Here is a 23,202-nt window from a genome sequence, read left to right as displayed (position 1 = left end):
AAGTTTTAGAACTTGAGTTTTTTAACTCTTTGTTTTTATGGTATTAAGTTCGTTTTTTTAAGCATTTCTCTAAGCTTTCTTGAACGTTTAATGACCATTTTTTATATTTCAGAATAGGGAATTAATATGATTACCTATGCCGAATCTTCTAATTCAATGGCATTTTTAATTAAACCATCTAAGTCAGAGGTATGTAAGATATACCAAGGTGGAAGGTGCTTAATTATATTTTTAAAAATAATTTTTCTGTTTGGATTATCATCAACTAATTTCACATTGGCTGGTGAGAGTGTCACAATACCTATGGATATTTCCACTTGGTCATATAAGGGTGATAAATTTGAATGCAACTTAGTGCATTCAACTGTTCCGCAGGGGAAGTTTTATTTCCGTGCAGAGCCAAACAACCGAGTTCTCTTTATTGCTGATGTTCAAGATAACAACAATAAATGGGAAAAGGCTGTGTTAGGAAGTCAGAGTGCTCCGTGGCATAAAGAGCTTTATAGAAAGGAAAAGGCATCGCATACGTTTGCGCAGCCTACTCACCGATTTGAGTTCTTAACTGGTGCAGATTCGCTCATTCTTGAAATGGCATCAGGTAATTGGGTTACACTGTCACTAAGTGGAAGCAATCCTTCCGCCATAGATAGTGTCACGTTGCCAACCATTCAAATCCAACATGCACTAGCGTCTTTCAATCAATGTCGAGAACAGTTACCTAAGCTGTCGTTTTCTCAAGCTCGAGATCTGATTCTTCCTTTTCAGTTTGGCCAACAGGCACTGAACTCATCTCAAAAAAACACATTAGCTGCTTTGCATAGTTATGTTGTTGTTGATGAGCGCGTCACTAAAATCTTAGTTGACGGTTATACCGACAATGTTGGTGCTCAATTAATTAATCTGAAGATTTCACGCCAACGAGCTCAACAAGTCGCAGATGAGCTCATTGCAAATGGCATTGCTCCTCACTTGATTGAAGTTCGTGCGCACGGAGCTCGCTACCCAATTGCAAGCAATAACACCCAAGCAGGGCAGGCTAAGAACCGCCGCGTGACGTTGCGCTTAGTTCGAGATAACGAGCGTGTGATTACCAAAAACGAGTTTGCTAACAACAACTCAGAAGTAAAACAACAATCCCAACAAGAGAAGGTAAAGGTTCAATGATGACGAAAACGGATATTTTGTTGGTTGAGCCAAATGAACGTCTTGCTCAACCGGTACTGGATGTACTGGGGAGCGCAGGGTATACCGCTAGGCACAGTCGTACTGGGCGAAGTGCATTGCTGGAAGAGCGAGCGAGCATCACCTTGGTGAGCTCAACCTTGCCGGATATGTGTGTACGCGAGTTTGTTGCTTGTCATCAGAAACAGCGTAATTCGGGTGTCGTGATTGCGATTGTAGATCAAGACCAAGGTATTTTGGCCGCAGAGACTATGAAGTCCGGTGCGACCGATTACTTGCTTCGTCCTTTTGAGACCAATCAGTTACTCAATTTGCTCAAGCGTGTTGAGGCTCTGGGTAAACCTTTAGCGAACATTGTTGCAGAGTCATGGCGCAGTAAACAAGTTTTACAACTGGCTCATCGTGCAGCTTGCACCAACGCCAGTGTATTGATCACCGGCGAGTCGGGAACGGGTAAAGAAGTGCTGGCTCGTTATGTCCATGAGCAATCTTCTCGCCTTGATGGGCCTTTTATTGCGGTGAACTGTGCTGCGATTCCGGAATCCATGCTGGAAGCCGTGCTGTTTGGCCACGTTAAAGGGGCGTTTACGGGGGCGACCAATTCCCAAAGCGGTAAGTTTGAAGAAGCCAACGGTGGCACCATTTTATTAGATGAGATTGGTGAGATGTCACCTGCGGTACAGGCGAAGTTGTTACGTGTATTACAAGAGCGTGAAGTGGAACGCGTTGGTAGCCACAAAGCCATTCAACTCGATATTCGAGTGATTGCTGCGACCAACAAAGACTTGCGTGAAGAAGTGCAGAAAGGCACGTTCCGCGAAGATCTCTACTACCGCTTAGATGTTTTGCCACTGCACTGGCCACCGCTTCGTGAACGCAAAGAAGATATTTTACCGATCAGCCAATTCTTTATTGGGAAATATCAAGATGGCAGTCGCTGTCACCTTTCTCAAGATGCGATTGCTGCCCTAAGCCAATATCACTGGCCGGGTAATATTCGTGAACTCGAAAACGTCATTCAACGCGCTTTGGTCATGCGCCACGGTGATTACATCACTGCGCATGATCTGATGCTACCAATTGAATTGCTGACGCCAGTCCCTTGCACAGAGCCAACCTCAAGTTTTGGTCATGTTGAAGCGAAGAAGCAAGCTGAGTTCCAGTTCATCCTCGATAAATTACGTCAGTTTGGTGGAAACCGAACCAAAACCGCAAATGCCTTGGGTGTGTCTACCCGAGCGTTACGTTACAAGCTTGCAGCAATGCGCGAACACGGTATTGATTTACAGTCGGCGCTTGGCTCGGCTGCCTAAAAGGAGAAATGTAGATGGCAAGTCAACCTACCAATGCGGTCTCAGCAGAGCAATTAATGCTGTCGAAAATGGAGGCGATGCGAACGCATGTTCAGCCGCCAGAATTTGTAGTGAGTGCTAACCCTTTGGATCAGCAATCTTTGAATGCACCATTGTCTTTCTCGCAAGCAATGACCAGCGTTTTGGACACGGTTAACCAACACCAATCGGTCGCCAGTCAAAAAATGACAGCCGTTGAGACGGGTAAAAGTGATGATTTAGTAGGAGCAATGGTCGCCAGTCAGAAGGCGAGTCTCTCTTTCAATGCTTTGATGCAAGTGCGCAACAAAGTAGTGATGTCGTTTGAAGATATAATGAAGATGCCGGTGTAATCCATGTCAGAACTTACCACTCAAGTGGCCGGAAATTCTGCGATGCATTCCGGCACGACACAGACGCTTTCATCGAATAATGGGATGAATGATGTCACAAATAAAATCAAACAGTTGTGGTCTAGCAGCCAACGCAATCTGGTGTTGTCTGCGGTTTTAGCCGCGATTGTTGCTGCGATTATCGTGGTTGCGTTATGGAGCTCTTCCCAAAGTTTCCGTCCGCTTTACAGCCAGCAAGAGCGCTTTGATATCGGTGAGATTGTGTCGGTACTGGAAAGCGAAGGCATCAGCTACCGCATGCAAGAGCAAAATGGGCAAGTATTAGTGCCAGAAGGTGAAGTCGCTCGTATCCGCATGTTGTTGGCATCAAAAGGTGTTAAAGCGAAATTGCCTACGGGTTTAGATTCGCTAAAAGAAGACAGCTCTCTTGGCACCAGTCAGTTTATGGAAACGGCGCGTTATCGTCATGGTTTAGAAGGTGAGTTAGTACGCACTATCATGTCGCTTAATGCAGTCGCGAATGCGCGTGTGCACTTAGCGATTCCTCGTCAAACCTTGTTTGTCCGCCAGAGTACAGAAAACCCTTCTGCATCAGTGATGTTAGAACTGAAACCAGGTGAAGATCTCAAGCCAGAACAAGTGGAAGCCATCATCAATTTGGTGGTGGGTAGTGTGACGGCAATGAAGGCAGAATTTGTTTCGGTGATTGACCAATATGGCCGACTATTGAGTGCAGATGTTGCCTCTGCAGAAGCGGGTAAAGTTAACGCTAAATACCTTGAATACCAAAAGAGTGTCGAGAAGCAAATCATCCAGCGTGCTTCAGACATGCTAACGCCGATTGTTGGCCCAAGTAACTTCCGCGTGCAAGTTGCAGCCGATATGGACTTTAGTCAAGTCGAAGAGACGCAAGAGATCCTCGATAATGCGCCAGTGGTTCGCAATGAACATACCATTCAAAACAACTCAATTGATCAAATTGCTTTGGGCATCCCTGGCTCACTAAGCAATCAACCTCCGGTTACGGGTGAAACGCCAACGAACGATAGCCAAAACACTAACGCGCGCTCAGAGATCAATCGTCAATATGCGGTTGGCAGCAGTGTTCGTCGTACTCAATATCAGCAAGGGCAAATTGACAAGCTAAGTGTGTCAGTCCTCTTGAATTCACAAGCATCACCAGATGGTGTGGCATGGAGCGAAGCGGACAAGTCCCAAATCTCAACAATGATCATGGACGCTGTCGGCATTTCTGCGACTCGTGGCGACAGTTTGAGTTTGATGAGCTTCAACTTCACACCAATCGAGATTGATGCGCCGCCAGCACTGCCTTGGTGGCAAGATCCAACCGTACAACAACCCTTGCGTTATGTGATTGGCGGGATGTTGGGATTAGCGATGATCTTTTTTGTGCTTCGTCCTTTGATCATGCACTTAACTGGAGCTGATAAACCGTCACAGGAACTGGAGTTTGCTGAACCACAGGAAGAGCCGCAATACGACAATCTGCAAACGCGTGAAGAGCGTGAACGTGAAGAAGTATTGAATCGCCGACTGTCCGAGAAAGGGATTGCCGTCTCCTCTGGTTTGGACGTCAACAGCGACATGTTACCGCCAGCCGGCTCTCCATTAGAAATCCAATTGAAACACCTACAGCTTATTGCTAATGAAGAGCCTGAGCGTGTAGCCGAAATTCTGAAACAATGGGTAAATATCAATGAACACAGCTCAGTCAACGTCAAAGCAGACGCTTAGTTATGTAGAACAAACCGCGCTCGTGCTGCTGGGCATGGGTGAGGATGCCGCAGCAAAAGTGTTGCAGCACTTCAGCCGTGATGAGACCCAGCGAGTGACACGTGCGATGGCAAAGTTAAATGGCATCAAAAGTGATTCTGCTCGCGGTGTGATTCAGCATTTTTTTGAAGATTTTCGCGAGCACAGCGGCATTCGTGGCGCATCGAAAGAATACTTGTCGAACACTTTACGCAAAGCTTTAGGTAACGATTTGGCAAAAGGTTTGCTGAACAACCTGTATGGCGATGAAATTCGTAACAACATGCAGCGCTTACAATGGGTAGAGGCCGAGACATTAGCGCGATTCATTGTTAATGAACATCCGCAAATGCAGGCGATTTTCTTGGCGTATTTACCAGCAGACAGTTCGTCGGCTGTTTTGAAGCACCTGCCGCAAGACTACCATGATGAAATCGTGTTCCGTATTGCCCAGTTGCAAGATATTGACCATCAGGTTGCGAACGATTTGCACGAATTGGTGGAACGTTGTATCGAGAAAGTGTCTGCAAGTCAAAGCACCCCGCTGTCGGGCGTGAAACAAGCTGCTGACATCATTAACCGATTTGAAGGCGACCGCGCGTCCTTGATGGAAATGCTTAAGTTGCATGACGAGAATGTGGTAAACGAAATCGAAGAGAATATGTTTGATTTCATGGTGCTGGGCCGTCAGCGCGAAGAAACCATGGATGCGTTGGTGCAACAGATCCCATTGGAACTGTGGGCGGTGGCATTGAAAGGTGCCGATATCCTACTGCAACAGGCGATCAAGCGTTCTATGCCGCAACGTATGGTGAAAGCGTTAGAAGACGATATGGAACTGCGTGGAGCCGTCGTGTTGAGCCGAGTACAGCGCGCGCGTCAGGATATTATGCAGATGGTGCGCGAGTTGGATGAAGCGGGTGAAATTCAGCTACTGCTCTACGAAGAGCCAACAGTGGAGTAAGACCATGGCAGAAAAAGCAAATAACACCATGCGATTACCACCAAGTGGATACCGCTTACATCGTTTTCCTCCTTTGGCGCAACCTGTGAACATCGAAGACGATTTCGCGATGGAGAACCAAGGCTGGCAAGATACTCAAGCCGACGTTCAACAACAGCTGGAAGCGGGGTTTCAGCAAGGTTTGCAGCAAGGGCATGACGAGGGCATTCGCCAAGGTATTGAGCAAGGCAAGCAACAAGGTCTGCTCGATGGCCAAAAAGAAGGCTTTCAAAAAGGATTTGTGTCTGGAGAGCAATCTGGCAAGCAAGGCTTTGTGGAAGCGGCAAAACCCGTTCATGAGTTGTTCCAAGCATTATCGCGTTGGCAAAGCGAGAAAGAACAACAGCAACGCCATATGATCTGTGAATTGGTACAGAAGGTTGCACAGCAAGTGATTCGTGCTGAGCTGACTCTGATGCCACAACAGATTTTGGCTTTGGTGGATGAAACCTTATCCGCTATGCCGGGCAAAGCAGAAAGCGTGATTGTACATCTGAATCCACAAGACCTAGAGCGAATCACGCAAATCAATGCTGACTTACCAACCGCTTGGAAGCTTGTCGCAAACGCGGAGTTACCTGTTGGTGGGTGTCAGTTAGTGACTGAGGATGCAGAAGCCGATGCGAGCTGTGATTCTCGCTTACAAGCTTGTATGGATAACGTGAAACAACACTTGCTGGATGAAGCCGTATTGCCACAGGTTGATGTTGCACATGAGTAGTACTTCCAGCCACGAGTTGTTGAACGAACGCTTGAGTGATGCACTCGCGTCGCTCGATTCGATTCCGGTTGCACGAGTGACAGGGCGACTAATCAAAGTTAACGGCTTAATGCTGCAAGCCGTGGGTTGTCGATTCAAGCTTGAACAACGCTGCTTAGTCGAAACCGCAGAAGGCGACATGATTGAAGCGCAAGTCGTCGGCTTTGATCATACCGTTGCTTACCTGATGCCGATTCGTCGTCTAGGTGGTTTGTTTGCGGGAGCAAAAGTGATCCCGCTGGATGGCGATAGCACCGTTCAACTCAGCTCACAATGGCTTGGTCGAGTAGTGAATGGTCTAGGTGAACCTTTCGATGATGGCGCGCCGCTTAAAGGGGGAGATCGTGTTTCACTTGAACCAAAACCGATTAACCCACTTAAGCGACGCCCTGTCGATACTCCGCTGGATGTTGGTGTTCGTGCCATTAATGGTTTATTAACCGTTGGCAAAGGGCAGCGTATTGGTTTAATGGCGGGCAGTGGTGTCGGTAAAAGTGTCTTGATGGGGATGATCACTCAAAACACCGAAGCTGATGTTATTGTTGTCGGCTTAATTGGCGAACGTGGTCGAGAGGTTCGAGAGTTTATCGAACGTAACTTAACACCAGAGGCCCGTCAGAAAGCGGTCATTATCGCCGCGCCAGCCGATGAATCCCCTTTGATGCGTTTGCGCGCGACTCTGCTTTGTCACCGTGTGGCGGAGTATTTCCGTGACCAAGGTAAAGACGTGTTGTTACTGATGGATTCTTTAACACGTTATGCAATGGCGCAGCGTGAGATAGCGCTGTCTTTAGGGGAGCCGCCAGCGTCACGTGGTTATCCGCCTTCAGTGTTCAGCGTGTTACCACAGCTGTTGGAACGTGCAGGTAACAGTGAAAATCCACATGGTAGTTTGACGGCGATTTATACGGTATTGGCGGAAGGGGATGACCAACAAGATCCTGTTGTGGATTCTGCACGTGCGATTCTTGATGGGCATGTGGTGCTTTCACGTCAACTCGCAGAACAAGGGCATTATCCAGCGATCGACATTAACGCATCGATAAGCCGCTGCATGAACGCCTGTACCCATGAAGCGCACAGCACGATAGCGAACAACTTCCGTCAAATGTACTCCAATTACCTTCAAGTTAAAGAACTCTTGCCACTTGGCGGATATCAACCAGGACAAGATCCGGAACTGGATCAGTCGGTTTCTATGTATCCGCATCTTAGAGCGTACTTACAGCAGTCGGCAAATGAGTCTATTGATTACCCAACCAGTTTGACCGCATTGGCACAAATGTTCCAAAGTGAGCAGCAATGAGGTAGCAAATGGAATCAAAACTAAAAGCCGTCGGCAAGTTGCGCCAAATGGAAGAAAAGCAACGGGATAGAGTAGGGGAGCAATTAAATGTGATGCGTCAGCGTCACTCTCATCTTGCCGTTCAGTTAGAACAGCTTTCCGCTCTTAAAGTTCATGCGGGACAATCGGCGTTGACAACGCCAGTGCTCAATAGTGCCACCTTGATGAACTTAAATCGTGTCGACCAGATGCTACAAAAGATGTTGCGTCACCATGAGCAAGAACAAGCGGTAATGCAGGCTGAGTGTGCTTCGGTACAAAAGCATCTTGAATACAAACATGCTCGAGTTCAAGGGTTAGACAAAGTCCTCGAACGCTGGCGCAACAAGCAGAACTACGAAAAATTGAAGAAAGAGCAAAAGCTGATTGAAGACATCATTAACTCTCGCTTAAAGAGCAAAATCTTATAGACGAAATCTGATAGCGTGAAGCGTCATAATGTGACCGCTTCCGACCTTGTAAGATGTTGTCTCTGTTCTTCGATTTCAAACAATGTATTCAAATAAGCATTCATAGGTAAGGGCTTCGCGACACCATACCCTTGTGCGAAGTCGATGCCTAAGTCTCGTAGAATCAGGCTGTGTGCGGGAGTTTCGACAAATTCAGCGACGGTTTCTAAGTGCATCTCTTTAGCGACAGTCGCAATCGAACTGACAATCAAACGATCGGTCTCGCTCTCTGTGATTTCACGAACGAATGCCCCCTCGATCTTCAAGATATCCAGCGGTAGACGACGCAAGTAAGCAAAGCTTGCGTAACCGGTGCCAAAGTCATCAATTGCGATTTTACAACCGAGTTTACGTAAAAGATTCAAGGTCTCTATAGCTTGTTGTTCATTGATCAATGCTGACGATTCGGTGATCTCAAAACAAATCTTATCTAAGGGAATATCGAAGCTGTGTGAACTCTCAATGATACGAGAAGCAAGGTTTTCCGCGCTTAGTGTTTTAGCCGTAAGGTTAATAGCACAATGCCCTATCGTATCCCAGTTTTTGACTTTATTGCTCAGCATACGGAAGGTATTCAGAATCACCCAATGATCGAGTTTGATTTCCAATCCGAATTGATTGATCAAAGGAAAAAATGCGGAAGGTGGCAGTACTTTTCCATCTTGCTCTTTTAGGCGAAGCAGCACTTCAAAACTTTGTTTACTCTCTTCAGGGCCTGAAAGTCGCATGTATGGTTGGCAGAACAGTTCGAACTGTTCTCGTTTAAACACTTGCTGAATGTGGTTCAACTTGTCGACGCGGTCCATTTCAAAAGATTGCACGTTGACCCAATGAATGCTGCTGTCGCTCTGTGGTGGTTGATCGCACAGAATTGATACGACTTTTTCAATATCTTGCCCTTGGTTAACGACCGAGCAATAAACGGTTGGTGAGACCAAGGCGACAGACGTTCCACGCCAGTAAAACTGGAAGCTTTCTAAATATTCCACGACTTCTTGAAGTTCTTGTTCTGCAACATCGGAATAGTGAGTGAAACTCAGCAACCCTGTGGAAAAAGGCGGACGATAGCAACGATTGATGCTTTCATTTCGCGAATATAAAAATTCGCTCAATTGCATGATGAGTTGTGATTTCCCCTCATGACCTAAGTCCGTCAGCATCGACAGCGTTGGTGTCAGGTCGAGATAAATCAGCAATGAATAAGACTGATGGCTGATGTCTTCTTTTAATTGAGCGATGTTTGACAGGCCGGTGTACGGGTCAATCCTTTCTGAGCGGATTTGTCGTTGAGTCATCTCGAAGAGCTTCACTGAGTAACCGCCCAACAAATACGCGAGCGTGGTCAATACCGCAATGATGACAAGCAGGCCATAAAACTGGTCAGCATAAATTCGGTCGGCATTGTAGTGACTGATGCCGTCATGAATCACCAACAGAATGAATGGAGAGCCCACAAACAGCGGTCGAATTAATCCGTGTTTGGCTAATCCAATTACGACCAGTAAAACCGCAAAGAAGCTTAACGAGTTGAGCATAAATGAGGATGAAGAAAGAGCGGCGGCAACAAATAAAATGACGCAGCTTGCCAACCAAGCTAAATACTCACGGCAGCGAGAGTTGGACACCCTAAGCCTTTTATCGAGTGCGAGATAAGATTGAGTGTCTGTATCGGTAATAAGGCTGACCATTACATACAAAATTGGGGTGACGAGTAATTGGGTCAAGTAATTGCCAAGTGTGGCATAAAACAAAAAGTCAGCACTCAAAAAGCGCCCGTCAACGAAGGTATTCACCAGCATCATTTTTATGGTATTTGCGAACGGGAACAAGCAGCCTACGATGACAAAAAATAAGCTGATCCGTTGTGCGGCTGGTTGATGAAGTGAGCGGTTATTGAGGTAGTGGAACAAACTCGAAAAAACAAAAGGCAATAGAGGGACGGTGAGAGCGTAGAGTGAGGCATGTTCTAGACTACGTCCCGTTCCGATATAGTAAGCCAATAAACTCAGAATAATGGCAGGCAATGCACGCCATTGATAGCGCAAGCAGCTGACGATCATCACGGAGCTGACCACAGAGATAAGCTGAAACGCATCTTTCTGGATAACAAACATTTGCGAGAGGGCAAAGCCAGCAAAGATGGACAACGTGACGCCGAGAGTCAGGAACAGCATCGCACTCATATGGCGACTCGATGCGGCATTATTCATTAGTTTGATCTGAAAATAGTTGGGTAGCCGATAATAACAGGATTATCGGCATCAAATGAACTGGAATATACGCACTTTTAGAGTTTTTATTCTACAAAGTGTAACTGTGAATGAAGCTACGTGCTACAAGGGCTGGCGGCGACGTAACCATACGAATAAGCTGCCAAGCGTCAGTAGGCCAAAACCGACAGAGCCACCATCACTGCCATTATTACCGAAGTCATTGCTTGTGGTGTCTTCTGGGTCAAACCCAGAGTCGCCTTGACTGTGATAATCTTCCCTTGCCGCTAAAGCAGCGTCGTAATTTGTCTTCGCCCCAGCACTGGTTTGGGCTTCTATCCAAGGGGTGTAATTGAGCACTTCAGTAAACACGCTTGGAATGGCAGGGGACTCACAAACCGATGAGCCGTAACTGACGATACCGATTTGTTGATAATTACCGCTACCATCTTGATACGTTAACGGGCCGCCTGAATCACCACTACATATCCCCGTGTAAGCTTGGTTTGGGAAGCCGTTCGCACACAAACTTTCTTGAGAGTTAAAACCTGAAACCAGTGAAGAACATTGTGAATCTGTAAGAGGTTGGATTTCTGCCCAGCGCAGGTAATTCGGTCCTGTCGCATCGTTGGTAGAGGTTTGACCAAGGCCAAAGATTTGGAACACTGACCGGTTACTGTAGTCACCAAAATCCTGTGGCAATGTGATGGATTGGACGTTGTCTGTGATAGGGCGGGTTAGTTCCAATATCGCGATGTCATTGCTCCACAAGTTACTCGCGTTGTAATCGGGATGAATCGTGATAGCGCGTACGTCTTTGAATTCTTCAACAAACACATCATTCATGGTTGGGTTTTTGACTAAAACTCGAAGATCATCGATTGTCCAACCATCGGTAAACACGTCGGATTCGACACAGTGTGCGGCGGTCATGATGTATCTATCATTGACGATGGTACCACCACAGATGTTGGCAAACTGACTCGAGCCAGTACGGTGCAATATCAGGCGAGCAAAGAAAGGAAGTTGATTGGCAGTGGCTTGTTGGCCGCCAATAATAAACGTTTTTAAATCCGAGTCATTTGCACTGACTGTTTGTTCTGCGGAGCTTGTCATTGGCACAATGAGTAAAACGCCACTTATTAAGACATGATACAACCTCATAAAGCCATCCTTGGAGTTCAAAAGTACTTCTTTTACTTTATACCAATTCCGGCATTAATCTATTCACTACAGAAACGAATATATTTCATAACGCCTATAGACGACGAAACGACGGGCTGCGCTCGAATTAGCTGAACTCTTGCCTCAACCAAGATCTCAACAAATGAAATGCCTCTTGTTTGAGCTTATGGGGTGGGCATACAAAGTAAAATTGTTGATAGGGGTTAGTGATAGGCTCACCCAATTCCACTAATTGTCCATATTTGATGTCGTCTTTCACAAACAAGCGATGTGTTACCAATAAGCCCAGCCGTCGTGTTGTGGCTTGCACAGCTTGAATCGACATATTGAAGGTCATTGGTTTTTTGTTGGTAGGCCGCAGTAATCCTGTCTCTTCTTCCCAAACTTGCCAGTCGTGCTTTCTGCGATCGTTAGTGACTTCAATAATGGGGTAAGTTGATAGCAGTTGTTGAATGTCTCGATTATCAGGTTGCGCTAGTAACTCGGGGCTGCACACCAACACTAACTCATCTTCGCTCAACTTTTCACAATAGTAATCTTGCCACTCTTGAGGGCTGCCATGCACCACTGCGGCGTCAATGCCTTCCTGCTCTAAACGGAACTGCCCAATCAGATTGGATAGGCGGACATCTAACTGAGGAGCGAAATCTTGCAAGCTCGACATGCGTGGGATCCACCAGTGCAACGCAAGTGAGTTGACCATATTAAGTGTTATCCGTTTGGAATTTTGGTCGTGGATTAAGGCTTCGGTGGCATCAACGATTTGTTCAAGTGCCGGAGCTACTTTTCGGTAGTATTTTTTGCCTTCATTATTGAGGCGAACTTGGCGACCAACACGATCAAATAAAGGTTTGTTGACTTGGTTTTCTAGAGATTTAATGGCTTGGCTAACAGCGGAATGGCTAACAGAGAGCAGTTGAGCCGCCTCTGTCATGCTGCCAGTCTCTGCTACAGCAACAAAGGCATAGATCGACTTCAATGGGACTAATTTGCGCATAGTGTCTTCACTCCTATTACCTTTGTAGTTAGTGGTAGGTTAACTCTCAATCTGTAAGTTTTTCTTACATTAGCGTTTAAAATAACTCGCTATTTATGATTAATGCCTTTGCCTAAAATACTCCATGAATTAAGGAGTATCCAATGAACGTAGAAAACAAACCCATCGTCTTCATGTTGATGTCTACATTAAGCTTATCTGTTACTGGTTTGTTAGCAAAGCAGCTTAGCAATGATTTTTCGGTCACCATGTTCAGTTTTTTACGCTTCTTTACTCCAGCGCTCATTCTGTTAGTGATGCTAAGGTTCAAAAGACTGAGGCTACCGACAGCCAGTACGTTTAAACCCATTTTACTTCGAGCTTTTTGTATTGGGCTGTGTCAGCTTTGTTTTATTGCCTCGTTACAAACGCTCACTCTTGTTGAAGGCGTGGTCCTTTTCGCTACTGGACCACTGTTTATGCCAATCGTCGAGAAGCTATTTATGCGCGGTCAGATACGAATATCGACCATAATGGCACTTGTTATGGCATTTACTGGTGTCATTCTGTTGGCAGGCTCTGATGGTGAGTTTACATGGCGAGTCGACCTGTTATTGGGCTTGGCGGGTGGTTTGTTTAACTCGGGTTCGCAGCTGACACTTTATAAAGCTAGTAAGAGCGGAATGTCGCCACTAGAAATCAACTTCTGGACGTTCGGTTGCGCTGCTTTACTGATATTACCGCTGGTGCTCTTCAATGATGCAAATGTTTTATTGCACTCGCTTTCATTACACGAATTTGAAACACCGAATACAGTGCTTGTCTTTTTGATGTCTCTTTTGATCATCAATACACAGGTATTTCGTTCGAAAGCGTATCAATTGGCTAGTAGTGGTTCGCAGCTCGCACCGCTGATATTCACCAATCTCCTGTTTACTGCACTATGGCAATGGGCGTTTTTCGATGACCAAATGAGCCACAGACAAATTATAGGCGTGACTTTGATTGTCCTTGCGACAGTGCTGAACACTTGTTGGGTCCGGTTGTTAGTTGCGTATATGGATCAAAAGCGAACCGTTAATTTGTTTAAACGTATTGATTAGTGAACATTAAATGGGAAATCGTTCTCGACAACATTGTTTAGAGTGATTTCAATAATTATGTTATATATTAATAGTTGTTTCGTATTTTATCTTATAATACCCACTAGTAAATATGGGATAATATCTTTAACAAAAATCAACTGTGTTAGCATCGTTTTTTTAGTATCGACGGAGCTGCTAACCTGACGCCTTATTATCTTAGTGTATGATCTACTCATGACTAAAATCTATTAATCTTAGTCAGTCATGGTTAAATATCGAAAGAAAAACATGAATGACTGTATGGCTGGCTTGTTATTGGCAAAGATACTGGTTAATATTATTCGCTAATAAATAAAAATACAGTTTTAGTGGTGAGATTATGAGTTACAATTTCGAAAGGGAACTTGCTTCTTGGTTAGAGGAGCGAGAAATTTCTAGAAAAGAGTTGATCGCGATATTACAACAATCATATTACGATGACTTTAAAGGCTTAGACTCAATTACATTAAGTCGGTGGCTAACAGGAAAAGTCGTCCCTCCATTGTACAAGCAGTTTCTTATTGCTAAGTCTCTTGAACAGGATCTTGCGGACATCATCGTTACCATTGACGAAAATGAACAAAAGAGCCCGTCTCGTTACTCGGCAGTCTTGACGAACCTTATAAAAGCGTTTGATTTCTCGTTAACCGCTATGTCTTATAATCGTATGCCAGACAAAGTGACCAGTGAAATTAAATCTCACACATACTATGAACATATCGAATTATTTCATGACTTCTATGACAATGTGTCTGCGCTACGTGGCTTTATTGACGAATTGTACGCGTTAAAAAATGAGGTTAAATACAAGGGAATCCTATTAAAAAACAGTCAAGGTGACATAGTTGGACATTGGGCTGGCATCTTAAACTTAGAGAAGTTAGATAATCTTCCATCTTTTATTCCTATTCCAGAAAACGAACTAAAGCGCAGTTGTTTGGTCATGTTGGGCCATGCTATGAATTCAGAGCATTTCTTTGAGTTAGTTGTTAAAGCTATTTGCTATTATTTGCTAAGACAATGTAAGTTTAAAGATTATGTCTATATTTTTATTACCGGATATCCAATTCTAGAATTTTCAAAAAAAGTATTTAACGCAGAAGAAATAAAATATTACCCCCCTGTTGATAATAACCAAAGAATGGGGTTGTACCTTGTGAAGTTCGATATTATTAGAGCAATTTCTAATCCTGTTTTAATTCCAAAAATTAAAAAGAAACTTCGCTGTTTGGAATTGTGTAATTTTGTAGAATGCAATAGATGTAATCTCAAGGACTTCCGTCAGGAGTGATTTTTCTCAAAGGCTCACTGCGATAGTGGTATACAAGAACCCCTGTAAACCCCAGAACTGGACATCACTTTGGGTAATTTGCTTGCGTGCCACTTGCGTTTCAACACGTTCGATGATTAATTTTGTTCGTGTCCTCTTGCTCAGTGCCAGCACTCTGTTGTAGTAATCTGCTTCATCAGAGTGTTCTACTTTCAGGAAGTGATAGAAGCCGGAAAGGAGCTCTTCTTCTCGAAAGTCAGAGTTTAAATCATAGTCGTCAACGGCCAGTAACACTTTTTGTTTTTGCAGAAACTCAAATCCTTTTCTGATCTCGGAACAGCGCTTACATGAATCTCTTTCCGTTATTTCAATCACCAAATTCGCCTTTAGATTTACTAGGCTGTTCTTGAGAATGACGATATCACACAGCAAATATTTATCGCATAGGTTACTTCGCTCAAGGTTTATGAATAGATGTTTCCCTTTAAAGTCGCATGCATGGCGAGCAATATACCTATCTAAGCGTGCGATTAATGCTCGGCTCATGTGCGGGTATTTGATTTCTCGATCATACACTTCGTTTGCTGCGCTATCTGTTAAATTAGCGGGGTTAATAAGCACCTCATATCCGAGGTTTACTCCGCCTTCATCGACAATTTCTTGCAGTTTGTAATTGATGTCGATGCCGTTGTTTTTTTTGTTTAAATAGTCTTCAATCAAAAAACACATGTGTTTGCTATTCCATTTTCTTGAACATGATGGTGATAAACTCCATCTCTTCGTCAGAGATAAGCGGTTTCTCATCGATTAACGCTTTCCTTCTAAATTCAATTACGCCTTTTATTTCGCGTAATTGTTCCGGCTTCATTTCATTAATGCATTGTTTTATATATTGAAATTCACCGTTTTTTAAGCCGTTCATGTTTTGTCCGTTGTTAGTGCTTCACTTTGTTTCTATCTCGATCCATATGGCGAAGTTTAATGAAAAGCACCAAATATTGAGTTGGCAGAGTTGTATTTATTATGCAGCGACTGCTAAATGTCGCCTTCGTGGCTCCTTTGCATGCGAACTTGCCCATTGATGTCGGGCCTCGCAATTCTTCTTCTGGTTACAACCGAATTGTTTGATTTTTAATCAGGATGAACTAGCGTCAAGAAAGTAGCTAAGGGAGAGAACATGCTGACTTTAAATTATCACGTCGAGATTGCAGCCACGCCGCAGCGCGTATGGAGCGTGCTGACGGATATCGAATTGTACAAACGATGGGCACAAGCTTTTTCACCGCAATCTCAATTTGATGGCGACTGGGAAGAGGGAGGGGATATTACTTTTTACGACCCAGACATGGGGGGGACTCGGGCAGTAGTGGACACTGTTTTGCCACTGCATAAACTTGAGTTTCATCATGTTGCCATCTTCAACCCAGACAATAGGCAGCAATTAGACGCTGACTTGGCTTCTAAGTGGATCGGATCACGGGAGATCTACCAGATCGATGTGCTGCAAGATCGCTTGTTGCTCAGTATCACCATTTCTACCCATAGTGATTTTGTGTCGATGTTCAATCATGGTTGGGAGAAAGCATTGCCGCTGATTAAAACGATCTGTGAGGAATAAGATTAGATTTCGTCCCAATATTGGGCTGACGATCACTGACATGTGGGTATACAATAGCCGCCAGTTTGTGCGCCAAGAGAGTTGATGATGGAATTTAAGGTTGATACCCACACGCATACGTACGCTAGCGGTCACGCTTACAGTACGTTGATTGAAAACGCTAAATCGGCAAAAGAGAACGGGCTGGATATGTTTTGCACGACCGACCACGCGGAATCAATGCCGGGTGCGCCTCATTACTGGTTCTTCTCTAACCAGAAAATTCTGCCTCGCTTTCTTGAAGGCGTTGCCATTATTCGCGGTGTTGAATCTAACATCATGAACACCGAGGGTGACATCGATATTCCAGATAGCGTTGATCGCAACTTGGATTGGGTGATTGCTAGCTTTCATGAGCCAGTGTTCCGCCCAGCAGATAGTGCTACGCACACTGAAGCTCTGTTGAACATCATCAAAAACGGTCGCGTTGATGCGCTAGGCCATTTAGGTAACCCCAACTTTGACTTCGATTTTGAAGCTGTACTGAAGTGCGCTAAAGAGCACAATGTCGCGATTGAAATCAATAACACCACATTGAAAGGTAACAGCCGTGTTGGCAGCGTAGACCGTTGCCATGAGATTGCCCAAATCGGTAAAGAGCTCGGTGTCTTCTTCACCACAGGCAGTGATGCGCACTTCTGCCACGATGTGGGTAACCTGAGCTTGGTGGGTGAGTTAATGGATAGAGTCGGCATCGATAGTGGTAAAGTTATTACGCACTCAGCACAACAATTCTTAGCCTTCTTAGAGCTGCGTGGCCGCACGCCAATTGCAGAGTATGACGAGATTCGCAACGCATAAACTTGATTACATTTTTGGTTATGCAAGTGTTAAGGGATTGCTTTACACTGCTGGCATTAAAAAGCCGGCTCAGAATTCGGCATTCAATGGAGAAGTGAAGATGTTACGTCCTTTAGTGTTGGGGTGTGTCATTGCGTTAGGCTCAACGTACGCAATGGCAGAAGCCGTCGACTTAAAACAAAACATGAAGCAGATGAAGATGGAATTCAAACAGGCGGCAGAAGCGTCTGATGTTGAAACCATGAAATCTGCGATTGATAGTTTGCAAGCGATCGTTGAACAATCTAAGCGTGGTAATTACCCACCAGAGAAGTTCGATATCTACTTAGAAGGCTTTAACAAGCTGACGGTAACGCTTGATAAGATTGAAGCGGATCTTGATGCAGGCAAGCTAGAAGAAGCGAAAGACCAACTGCGTGAAATCGATAGCCTTCGTGAAGAGTACCACGACAAACGCAACCCAAGTATCTGGAGCAAACTGTTTAGCTAACCGTTTATCCAACTTGAAGAAATGACCATCAGCCTGCCACTTCGGCGGGCTTTTTTGTGCCTGTCAATCGAGGTATTCAAGAAAACCTGTGAGGTAGCAGCCACTTATTGATCCTGTTTTTGAGCTACCACTCAGAATTGGTTACGCTGTGTGAAATTTGTTAAGTCACCGTTATGCGTAGATTAATTCCTTTTTACCGCTCGATGTTATTTGCTAGTGCTCTCAGTTGGGTGCTAGTGACGCTGATGCCTGTTATCAATGCTCATGGTAACAGCATGGGCGTGTGGGCGACGCTATGTACGCTTAACGGTTTTGAGTTGGTTCAAATAGAAGAGGGTGACAACTCTGTCAGCCACAAAGGTAAGCCTTGTCCTTTTAGCCACTTCTCGACTTTTCATCACGATACACTTCCAACGACACCGATACTTTCAAGACAGAGCTTGGTGATTTCTGACAGCTACGCTTATTTGGCTCTAAGTGTGCGATTTGAAACACCAGTTCCTAGAGCGCCGCCAGTTTCCCTTTTCTCATAACAAAAACCATTACACGATACCCAAGTAACCTCGAGATGCTTGGTTCAGCGAGAATGACTTGGTTTGTAGACGCGGCGGCGATTTAAAGGTCTAGTGGGTCTAAATCAAGATATCGACAACAAAGTATACAAGCCAAGGCAACTCGCCCTTCGGGAGCGTGTCATTGCTCCGATTGCTGCTTCAAACAACTTGGAAAGAGTTGTCTATTACACAGCGTTGTTTTCTTTTGCACTCGAATCAATGACAACGCTCTGAATCCAGCATCTTGAAGTCACTTGGGTATATAGTCAGCAACACTGCCACTTCGAGCAGTGGTACTCCCGAACCTTAGTCAAAATAGAGTCGCATACCAATGCGTATGTGCAGGATTCTTTTGGCTGAATTTGGGCGTTTAACTATGAAAAAAGGAAAATACATATGTTGAGAAACTCGGCAAAGCCTCAACTTAAGGAAGCCTCGCGCGCAAAATCCATCTACTTTATGACGTGGCGATGGCACTTCTACGCAGGGTTATTCGTTATCCCGTTCATGCTCATGCTTTCCCTTACAGGGTTGGTGATGCTGTTTGATGATGAAATCGAACTGGCTCGATACGAGACGACATTGCACGTCATACCACACGAAAAAACCGTTACTGTCTCTGCACAATTGGAAACCGTAAAGCAGGCGTATCCCGATTTTAATGTCACTCAATTTGTACCTGCTAAAACGGCCGATATTGCCAACCGATTCTCGATTCAAAACCAAGAAGGCAGCTCGCTGATTGTTGCAGTAAATCCTTACACAGGAGACGTACAAGGCACCATTGACCGTGGTGATAGCATCTATGAACTGATGAACAGCATTCACGGCACCTTGCTCATCGGCGACCTAGGCGACCGTTTAATTGAAATCGCCGCAAGTTTGGGGATTTTGCTGTTGGTGTCTGGTTTATACCTTTGGTTACCTAGAGACAACGCAAGCCGCGCCGGCTTTTTGAAAATTCGCCTTAACAATGGCCCTCGAATTTTGATGCGTGACCTGCATGCGAATTTAGGTGGTGTGCTGTCGATTGTTCTGTTGTTCTTTTTGATTTCAGGTTTGTCGTGGGCAGGGATCTGGGGTGCGAAAATGGTGCAAGCTTGGAATACCTTCCCAACCTATTACACATGGGGTGAGAAACCGGAACCCACACTGACACACAAAGATCTCAACCACGGTGCTTCAGAAGAGATGCCATGGAACTTAGAGCTCGCTGCTGTGCCAGAATCGAAAGATAAGCCCGCTCATGATCATGCCAATATGAAGGAAGATATGGCATACGCAGGCAGCCATGATGCGCTCTCTATTGATGATATCATCCTCAAGGCTGAAATGATGGGCTTCACTGGCTATAAGCTGTTTTTGCCACGCTCTGAGACGGGCGTTTATACCGTTGCCGCTAACTCTATGGGTGGCGATACCTCCGACCCAAGACAAGATCGCACTAGTCACTTTGACCAATATTCTGGTCGCTTGTTGGTAGATGTAACGTGGCAAGATTACAGCCTGTTTGCCAAGTTCATGGCGGCAGGCGTGTCATTGCACCAAGGTGATGTCAGTGTGCTTAACAAAGTGCTCAACGTGGCGTTCTGTTTGGCGTTCATCTTAATCTCAATCACAGGCGTGGTGATGTGGTGGATTCGTCGTCCTAGTCGCAGTACCGCCTTGGGCGCGCCACCTAAGTTTCAGCAAGACGGCATTTGGAAGCTTGGTTTAGTAACGTTGGTAGTATTGTGTCTGGCGTTCCCGATGGGTGGTTTGGCAATTGTTACGGTTCTCGCACTGGATTGGCTGTTGTTTAACCGCGTCGAGAAGCTGAAAACGGCGTTGAATTAGTAAAGACAAAGAATGGAATAGTAAAAGAGCCAGCGAAGTGCTGGCTCTTTTTATTTCTGGTAAATCTCCAGCGGCAAGCCATCTGGGTCTTGGAAGAAGGTAAAGGCTTTACCTGTGAATTCGTCAATACGAATTGGCTCAACTTCAACGTCATTCGATTCTAGGTAGGCTTTCACCTGTTCAACATCATCAACCAAAAACGCGAGATGTCGTAGCCCTTGTGCTTCAGGAAAGCTCGGTCTCTCTGGTGCGCCCGGAAAGCTAAACAGTTCCACTTGGCTGCCGTCAGGTAAAGCGAGGTCAAGCTTGTAGGAGTCTCGGGCTTCACGATAGTTTTCAGCAATGACTTTCAATCCCAACACTTCAGTGTAAAAGCGTTTTGACTTTGAGTAATCGCTGCAAATGATCGCGACGTGATGAATGGCATTAAACATGGTTAGCCTCTTCAAGCATGGTTAGTATCGTCGGAGACTAAATGCTCCTTAACGAAGTCGATAAACACGCGCAGACGAGCAGGCATGTATTTGGTTTGCGCATACTGCATCGCGATAGCGCCATGGTAGTTACTCTTGATCATCCAATCCGGCAATACCTCCACCACTTCCCCTTGCTCTAACGCGTCTTTGATCACGAAGTCATGAAAGATCCCAATTCCCAAGCCAGACTTAACCCCGTTCAAGCGCATTTGAGAATGGTTGACGGCGTAGCGTCCACTTACTGCAATCGAATGAAAGGCTTCCTCTTTAAAGAACGACCAGATGTTGTCTTTGTCGTTCTCGGCAAGGTAAATACAGTCGTGTTGCTCAAGCTCGGTTGGGTGCTCAGGCATACCATGTTTGGTTAGGTAATCTGGAGAAGCACATAAAACGAGATTGGTCTTGCTGATCTCTTTGAGTACCAGATTCTCATCGGGTTTGTCGGTGAGCTTAAACGCTACATCAATACCTTGGCGGAACAGATCGATCTCACCGTCTGCTGCACGCAGCTTAAGCTGAATATTTGGATAACGTTCTAGGAATGGCAACACAAACGGTTGAAGCACCGAATTAAGAAATGCTTCAGGGGCTGCCACTGTGAGTGCGCCTGTTGGCTCGGCATGATCTTCCGCAGATAGCTCAACGGCTTGCTGCGCGGCATTCACCATTGCGATGCTTTGGTCGTAAACCTTTTGCCCAGCTTGAGTAATGATCAACTTACGAGTCGTTCGCTCAAACAGTTTCACCGAGAGGGCTTGTTCTAATCGTGTGATCAACTTACTTAAAGCCGATGGCGTCACGCCGAGTTGTTTAGCAGCAGCGGTAAAACTGCCTTCGTTTACCACTAAGATAAACGACGCAAGATCAGGAAGTAGGGCAATGAGTTTTGGATTAACCATAATTGTTCAGTTCTGCGCAGCGGAATAACGATATTGTCTGGTACGGTTTCACGAGGTTCAAGTGTCACCGTCTCGCTTTAACGATATTTTGCCAAAAATGCATTGAGTGCAGGCAAGCCAGATTCACCAGTATGGTATTGCTGCCAACAGTGATAAATGGCCGTTTCGTGGTCTGCAATTAACTCGATAGCTTCTTGCTCAGCGGTTGAATACTGCTGTGAAGCTTTCACTTCTTCATGCCACTCTCGATACTTGACTTCATAAGGCTCCACCCATTTTAGAAGAGTCGCCACCAACTCTTGCCATGGTAAACCAATCCACTTGATTGCATCTGCCAAGCCTTTATTCAGCATCTCTTGGTGTCGACTTTCGATATCCATGCCATTTGTCAGCAGTACAGGTTTGAGCTTTTCTGCAGTGAGTTCTTCCACTTCAATCAAGGTTTGCCACAGTGTTTGTTGTTCACTTTGGGCGTAATGGCTCAAGTAGTGGTTGAAAAAAGCGATGCCGTAGATTTCGCCATAGTAGGCAGACAGAACGTTATGAATCATGGTGAGAATCGTGATTTAAACAGAGAATACCGCATTGTAGGAGGGGAGAGCGCGACGTGTAAATAGCTGATTAAGAGTAAAAAAGTGCTGTTGACAGAATTCGAACAGAACTTGTGAGAATTTTATGAGAATTCGATGAAGTTGCTGATAGATTTGCTCGTCATTCTTAGAGGCAAGAACGCAAAACGTTCGAAACGTAATGCTTAACCTACTCAAGTCACGAACAAAGAAGTAAAGCCGTACATATGGGCTTGGGTAGTTCAACCCTCATTAAAGGATGGAATCACAATGAAAAAACGTACCCAACTCGGACTCGTCATGACTTCAGTCGCTATGGCACTAGGCTCTGCATCAGTGAATGCAGCGGAATTGGAAATCACGGTGACAAACGCAACCAAAGGCATCTACTTTACGCCACTTATTGTTGCTGCACATGGCTCTGAGCTTCAAATGTTCAGAACGGGTCAAGCAGCGACTCCGGAACTAGAAGCCATGGCAGAAGGCGGTGATATCTCTGGGCTTGCTAGTGTGATTGGTAACGCTGGTGGTGCGGTGGTTGAGAATCCTGCTGGTGGTATTTTGAATCCGGGTGTTGCAACCACCTTCACCTTAGACAGTGGTGACCACGGATATCTTTCTTTGAGCGCGATGTTGTTGCCAACCAATGATGGTTTCGTCGGTCTGGATAGTTGGAAGATTCCAACGGAAGCGGGTACATACCGAGCAACGCTAAGAAGTTACGATGCTGGTACAGAAGCGAACGATGAACTTGCGTCTAGCATGCCAAACCCACCTTTCATTACCTTTGGTACTGGCGGCACAGGCGTTGAAGCAACGGTAACTAACGACAAAGTTCACGTGCATCCGGGTAACCTTGGTGATAGCGACCCAACCGGCGGCATCAGTGACCTAGACAGCAGCAGCCATCGTTGGTTAAACCCAGTCGCAACCATCACAATCGTTGTGAAGTAAGGGGG

Annotated in this window: 24 protein-coding genes; 16 read left to right on the top strand and 8 right to left on the bottom strand. The window is 45.3% G+C overall.

The window, feature by feature from the left end; all coding sequences use genetic code 11:
- Positions 1-126: 126 nt before the first annotated feature.
- The 8 genes from BCT11_RS19800 to fliJ are packed head-to-tail and all read left to right on the top strand — an operon-like array spanning position 127 to position 8,157.
- Positions 127-1,164, top strand: coding sequence for an OmpA family protein (locus BCT11_RS19800; protein ID WP_102389068.1), 1,038 nt, complete (start codon positions 127-129; stop codon positions 1,162-1,164).
- Positions 1,164-2,495: a sigma-54 dependent transcriptional regulator gene (locus BCT11_RS19795; RefSeq protein ID WP_045462727.1), complete on the top strand. Its 1,332-nt coding sequence runs from the start codon at positions 1,164-1,166 to the stop codon at positions 2,493-2,495. Before BCT11_RS19800 ends, BCT11_RS19795 begins: the two co-directional genes overlap by 1 nt.
- 14 nt (positions 2,496-2,509) lie before the next feature.
- The gene (gene fliE / locus BCT11_RS19790) at positions 2,510-2,866 is read left to right on the top strand and encodes a flagellar hook-basal body complex protein FliE (protein WP_038868386.1); all 357 of its coding nucleotides are present in this window, start codon (positions 2,510-2,512) and stop codon (positions 2,864-2,866) included.
- 3 nt (positions 2,867-2,869) lie between these two features.
- The gene (gene fliF, locus BCT11_RS19785) at positions 2,870-4,621 is read left to right on the top strand and encodes a flagellar basal-body MS-ring/collar protein FliF (protein WP_102389066.1); all 1,752 of its coding nucleotides are present in this window, start codon (positions 2,870-2,872) and stop codon (positions 4,619-4,621) included.
- Complete coding sequence (locus BCT11_RS19780) at positions 4,584-5,603, top strand: flagellar motor switch protein FliG (RefSeq protein WP_038868389.1); 1,020 nt, start codon at positions 4,584-4,586, stop codon at positions 5,601-5,603. Before fliF ends, BCT11_RS19780 begins: the two co-directional genes overlap by 38 nt.
- A 4-nt stretch (positions 5,604-5,607) precedes the next feature.
- Positions 5,608-6,363 (top strand): flagellar assembly protein FliH, encoded by a 756-nt coding sequence (gene fliH / locus BCT11_RS19775; protein ID WP_039975788.1) that lies wholly within the window; start codon positions 5,608-5,610, stop codon positions 6,361-6,363.
- On the top strand, positions 6,356-7,708 hold the full coding sequence (gene fliI, locus BCT11_RS19770) for a flagellar protein export ATPase FliI (RefSeq protein WP_042601230.1): 1,353 nt from the start codon (positions 6,356-6,358) through the stop codon (positions 7,706-7,708). The genes fliH and fliI overlap by 8 nt, the downstream gene beginning before the upstream one ends.
- An 8-nt stretch (positions 7,709-7,716) precedes the next feature.
- Positions 7,717-8,157, top strand: a complete 441-nt coding sequence (gene fliJ / locus BCT11_RS19765) for a flagellar export protein FliJ (protein ID WP_102389065.1) — start codon at positions 7,717-7,719, stop codon at positions 8,155-8,157.
- Positions 8,158-8,180: 23 nt separating this feature from the next.
- Here fliJ and BCT11_RS19760 read toward each other — a convergent pair whose 3' ends face one another.
- The 3 genes from BCT11_RS19760 to BCT11_RS19750 all read right to left on the bottom strand — a co-directional run bounded on the left by BCT11_RS19760 (position 8,181) and on the right by BCT11_RS19750 (position 12,588).
- Positions 8,181-10,406: an EAL domain-containing protein gene (locus BCT11_RS19760; RefSeq protein ID WP_102389064.1), complete on the bottom strand. Its 2,226-nt coding sequence runs from the start codon at positions 10,404-10,406 to the stop codon at positions 8,181-8,183.
- Between the two features lie 123 nt (positions 10,407-10,529).
- Positions 10,530-11,570 (bottom strand): serine protease, encoded by a 1,041-nt coding sequence (locus BCT11_RS19755; protein WP_198593974.1) that lies wholly within the window; start codon positions 11,568-11,570, stop codon positions 10,530-10,532.
- Positions 11,571-11,697: 127 nt separating this feature from the next.
- Positions 11,698-12,588, bottom strand: coding sequence for a LysR substrate-binding domain-containing protein (locus tag BCT11_RS19750; RefSeq protein WP_038876406.1), 891 nt, complete (start codon positions 12,586-12,588; stop codon positions 11,698-11,700).
- A 143-nt stretch (positions 12,589-12,731) separates the two neighbouring features.
- On the opposite strand from BCT11_RS19750, the gene BCT11_RS19745 reads away from it, so the two are divergent.
- Together BCT11_RS19745 and BCT11_RS19740 are read left to right on the top strand one after the other, a co-directional pair.
- Positions 12,732-13,670, top strand: a complete 939-nt coding sequence (locus BCT11_RS19745) for a DMT family transporter (RefSeq protein WP_102389063.1) — start codon at positions 12,732-12,734, stop codon at positions 13,668-13,670.
- Positions 13,671-14,031: 361 nt separating this feature from the next.
- Positions 14,032-14,982: a hypothetical protein gene (locus BCT11_RS19740; RefSeq protein ID WP_102389062.1), complete on the top strand. Its 951-nt coding sequence runs from the start codon at positions 14,032-14,034 to the stop codon at positions 14,980-14,982.
- Between the two features lie 6 nt (positions 14,983-14,988).
- Here BCT11_RS19740 and BCT11_RS19735 read toward each other — a convergent pair whose 3' ends face one another.
- Positions 14,989-15,690 (bottom strand): EAL domain-containing protein, encoded by a 702-nt coding sequence (locus BCT11_RS19735; RefSeq protein ID WP_102389061.1) that lies wholly within the window; start codon positions 15,688-15,690, stop codon positions 14,989-14,991.
- A gap of 7 nt (positions 15,691-15,697) precedes the next feature.
- Complete coding sequence (locus BCT11_RS19730) at positions 15,698-15,883, bottom strand: hypothetical protein (RefSeq protein WP_038876398.1); 186 nt, start codon at positions 15,881-15,883, stop codon at positions 15,698-15,700.
- Positions 15,884-16,138: 255 nt separating this feature from the next.
- Between BCT11_RS19730 and BCT11_RS19725 the strand changes: the two genes are divergently transcribed.
- From BCT11_RS19725 to BCT11_RS19705, 5 genes are all read left to right on the top strand, one after another.
- Positions 16,139-16,579: an SRPBCC domain-containing protein gene (locus tag BCT11_RS19725; protein ID WP_038868406.1), complete on the top strand. Its 441-nt coding sequence runs from the start codon at positions 16,139-16,141 to the stop codon at positions 16,577-16,579.
- Positions 16,580-16,666: 87 nt separating this feature from the next.
- Positions 16,667-17,419, top strand: coding sequence for a phosphatase (locus tag BCT11_RS19720; protein ID WP_198593976.1), 753 nt, complete (start codon positions 16,667-16,669; stop codon positions 17,417-17,419).
- 100 nt (positions 17,420-17,519) lie between these two features.
- A complete protein-coding gene (locus tag BCT11_RS19715; RefSeq protein WP_005436021.1) occupies positions 17,520-17,909 on the top strand; it encodes a cytochrome b562 in 390 nt (129 codons plus the stop codon).
- A 173-nt stretch (positions 17,910-18,082) separates the two neighbouring features.
- On the top strand, positions 18,083-18,442 hold the full coding sequence (locus BCT11_RS19710; protein WP_102389059.1) for a hypothetical protein: 360 nt from the start codon (positions 18,083-18,085) through the stop codon (positions 18,440-18,442).
- Between the two features lie 417 nt (positions 18,443-18,859).
- Positions 18,860-20,299 (top strand): PepSY domain-containing protein, encoded by a 1,440-nt coding sequence (locus tag BCT11_RS19705; protein ID WP_102389058.1) that lies wholly within the window; start codon positions 18,860-18,862, stop codon positions 20,297-20,299.
- Positions 20,300-20,349: 50 nt separating this feature from the next.
- Here the strand turns inward: BCT11_RS19705 and BCT11_RS19700 are convergent, their stop codons facing one another.
- The 3 genes from BCT11_RS19700 to BCT11_RS19690 all read right to left on the bottom strand — a co-directional run bounded on the left by BCT11_RS19700 (position 20,350) and on the right by BCT11_RS19690 (position 22,225).
- On the bottom strand, positions 20,350-20,733 hold the full coding sequence (locus BCT11_RS19700; protein ID WP_039975779.1) for a VOC family protein: 384 nt from the start codon (positions 20,731-20,733) through the stop codon (positions 20,350-20,352).
- 11 nt (positions 20,734-20,744) lie between these two features.
- Positions 20,745-21,674, bottom strand: a complete 930-nt coding sequence (locus BCT11_RS19695) for a LysR family transcriptional regulator (RefSeq protein ID WP_038895923.1) — start codon at positions 21,672-21,674, stop codon at positions 20,745-20,747.
- Positions 21,675-21,751: 77 nt separating this feature from the next.
- Positions 21,752-22,225 carry a hypothetical protein gene (locus tag BCT11_RS19690; protein WP_102389057.1) on the bottom strand — a complete coding sequence of 158 codons (474 nt, stop codon included), beginning with the start codon at positions 22,223-22,225 and terminating at the stop codon, positions 21,752-21,754.
- A 288-nt stretch (positions 22,226-22,513) separates the two neighbouring features.
- On the opposite strand from BCT11_RS19690, the gene BCT11_RS19685 reads away from it, so the two are divergent.
- Complete coding sequence (locus BCT11_RS19685; protein ID WP_085342552.1) at positions 22,514-23,197, top strand: spondin domain-containing protein; 684 nt, start codon at positions 22,514-22,516, stop codon at positions 23,195-23,197.
- The last annotated feature ends 5 nt before the right edge of the window (positions 23,198-23,202 follow it).

It is taken from the genome of Vibrio sp. 10N.222.52.B12 (genome assembly GCF_002875385.1).
Classification (GTDB): domain Bacteria; phylum Pseudomonadota; class Gammaproteobacteria; order Enterobacterales; family Vibrionaceae; genus Vibrio; species Vibrio jasicida.
Note: the sequence above shows the minus strand (reverse complement) of the source record. Positions and strands in the feature narration are given on the sequence as shown.

What these genes read in the sequence shown, in the direction of transcription:
- BCT11_RS19800 (WP_102389068.1), top strand. Translation starts at nt 127, where the DNA reads ATGATTACCTATGCCGAATCTTCTAATTCAATGGCATTTTTAATTAAA.
- BCT11_RS19795 (WP_045462727.1), top strand. Translation starts at nt 1,164, where the DNA reads ATGACGAAAACGGATATTTTGTTGGTTGAGCCAAATGAACGTCTTGCT.
- fliE (WP_038868386.1), top strand. Translation starts at nt 2,510, where the DNA reads ATGGCAAGTCAACCTACCAATGCGGTCTCAGCAGAGCAATTAATGCTG.
- fliF (WP_102389066.1), top strand. Translation starts at nt 2,870, where the DNA reads ATGTCAGAACTTACCACTCAAGTGGCCGGAAATTCTGCGATGCATTCC.
- BCT11_RS19780 (WP_038868389.1), top strand. Translation starts at nt 4,584, where the DNA reads ATGAACACAGCTCAGTCAACGTCAAAGCAGACGCTTAGTTATGTAGAA.
- fliH (WP_039975788.1), top strand. Translation starts at nt 5,608, where the DNA reads ATGGCAGAAAAAGCAAATAACACCATGCGATTACCACCAAGTGGATAC.
- fliI (WP_042601230.1), top strand. Translation starts at nt 6,356, where the DNA reads ATGAGTAGTACTTCCAGCCACGAGTTGTTGAACGAACGCTTGAGTGAT.
- fliJ (WP_102389065.1), top strand. Translation starts at nt 7,717, where the DNA reads ATGGAATCAAAACTAAAAGCCGTCGGCAAGTTGCGCCAAATGGAAGAA.
- BCT11_RS19760 (WP_102389064.1), bottom strand. Translation starts at nt 10,406, where the DNA reads ATGAATAATGCCGCATCGAGTCGCCATATGAGTGCGATGCTGTTCCTG.
- BCT11_RS19755 (WP_198593974.1), bottom strand. Translation starts at nt 11,570, where the DNA reads ATGAGGTTGTATCATGTCTTAATAAGTGGCGTTTTACTCATTGTGCCA.
- BCT11_RS19750 (WP_038876406.1), bottom strand. Translation starts at nt 12,588, where the DNA reads ATGCGCAAATTAGTCCCATTGAAGTCGATCTATGCCTTTGTTGCTGTA.
- BCT11_RS19745 (WP_102389063.1), top strand. Translation starts at nt 12,732, where the DNA reads ATGAACGTAGAAAACAAACCCATCGTCTTCATGTTGATGTCTACATTA.
- BCT11_RS19740 (WP_102389062.1), top strand. Translation starts at nt 14,032, where the DNA reads ATGAGTTACAATTTCGAAAGGGAACTTGCTTCTTGGTTAGAGGAGCGA.
- BCT11_RS19735 (WP_102389061.1), bottom strand. Translation starts at nt 15,690, where the DNA reads ATGTGTTTTTTGATTGAAGACTATTTAAACAAAAAAAACAACGGCATC.
- BCT11_RS19730 (WP_038876398.1), bottom strand. Translation starts at nt 15,883, where the DNA reads ATGAACGGCTTAAAAAACGGTGAATTTCAATATATAAAACAATGCATT.
- BCT11_RS19725 (WP_038868406.1), top strand. Translation starts at nt 16,139, where the DNA reads ATGCTGACTTTAAATTATCACGTCGAGATTGCAGCCACGCCGCAGCGC.
- BCT11_RS19720 (WP_198593976.1), top strand. Translation starts at nt 16,667, where the DNA reads ATGGAATTTAAGGTTGATACCCACACGCATACGTACGCTAGCGGTCAC.
- BCT11_RS19715 (WP_005436021.1), top strand. Translation starts at nt 17,520, where the DNA reads ATGTTACGTCCTTTAGTGTTGGGGTGTGTCATTGCGTTAGGCTCAACG.
- BCT11_RS19710 (WP_102389059.1), top strand. Translation starts at nt 18,083, where the DNA reads ATGCGTAGATTAATTCCTTTTTACCGCTCGATGTTATTTGCTAGTGCT.
- BCT11_RS19705 (WP_102389058.1), top strand. Translation starts at nt 18,860, where the DNA reads ATGTTGAGAAACTCGGCAAAGCCTCAACTTAAGGAAGCCTCGCGCGCA.
- BCT11_RS19700 (WP_039975779.1), bottom strand. Translation starts at nt 20,733, where the DNA reads ATGTTTAATGCCATTCATCACGTCGCGATCATTTGCAGCGATTACTCA.
- BCT11_RS19695 (WP_038895923.1), bottom strand. Translation starts at nt 21,674, where the DNA reads ATGGTTAATCCAAAACTCATTGCCCTACTTCCTGATCTTGCGTCGTTT.
- BCT11_RS19690 (WP_102389057.1), bottom strand. Translation starts at nt 22,225, where the DNA reads ATGATTCATAACGTTCTGTCTGCCTACTATGGCGAAATCTACGGCATC.
- BCT11_RS19685 (WP_085342552.1), top strand. Translation starts at nt 22,514, where the DNA reads ATGAAAAAACGTACCCAACTCGGACTCGTCATGACTTCAGTCGCTATG.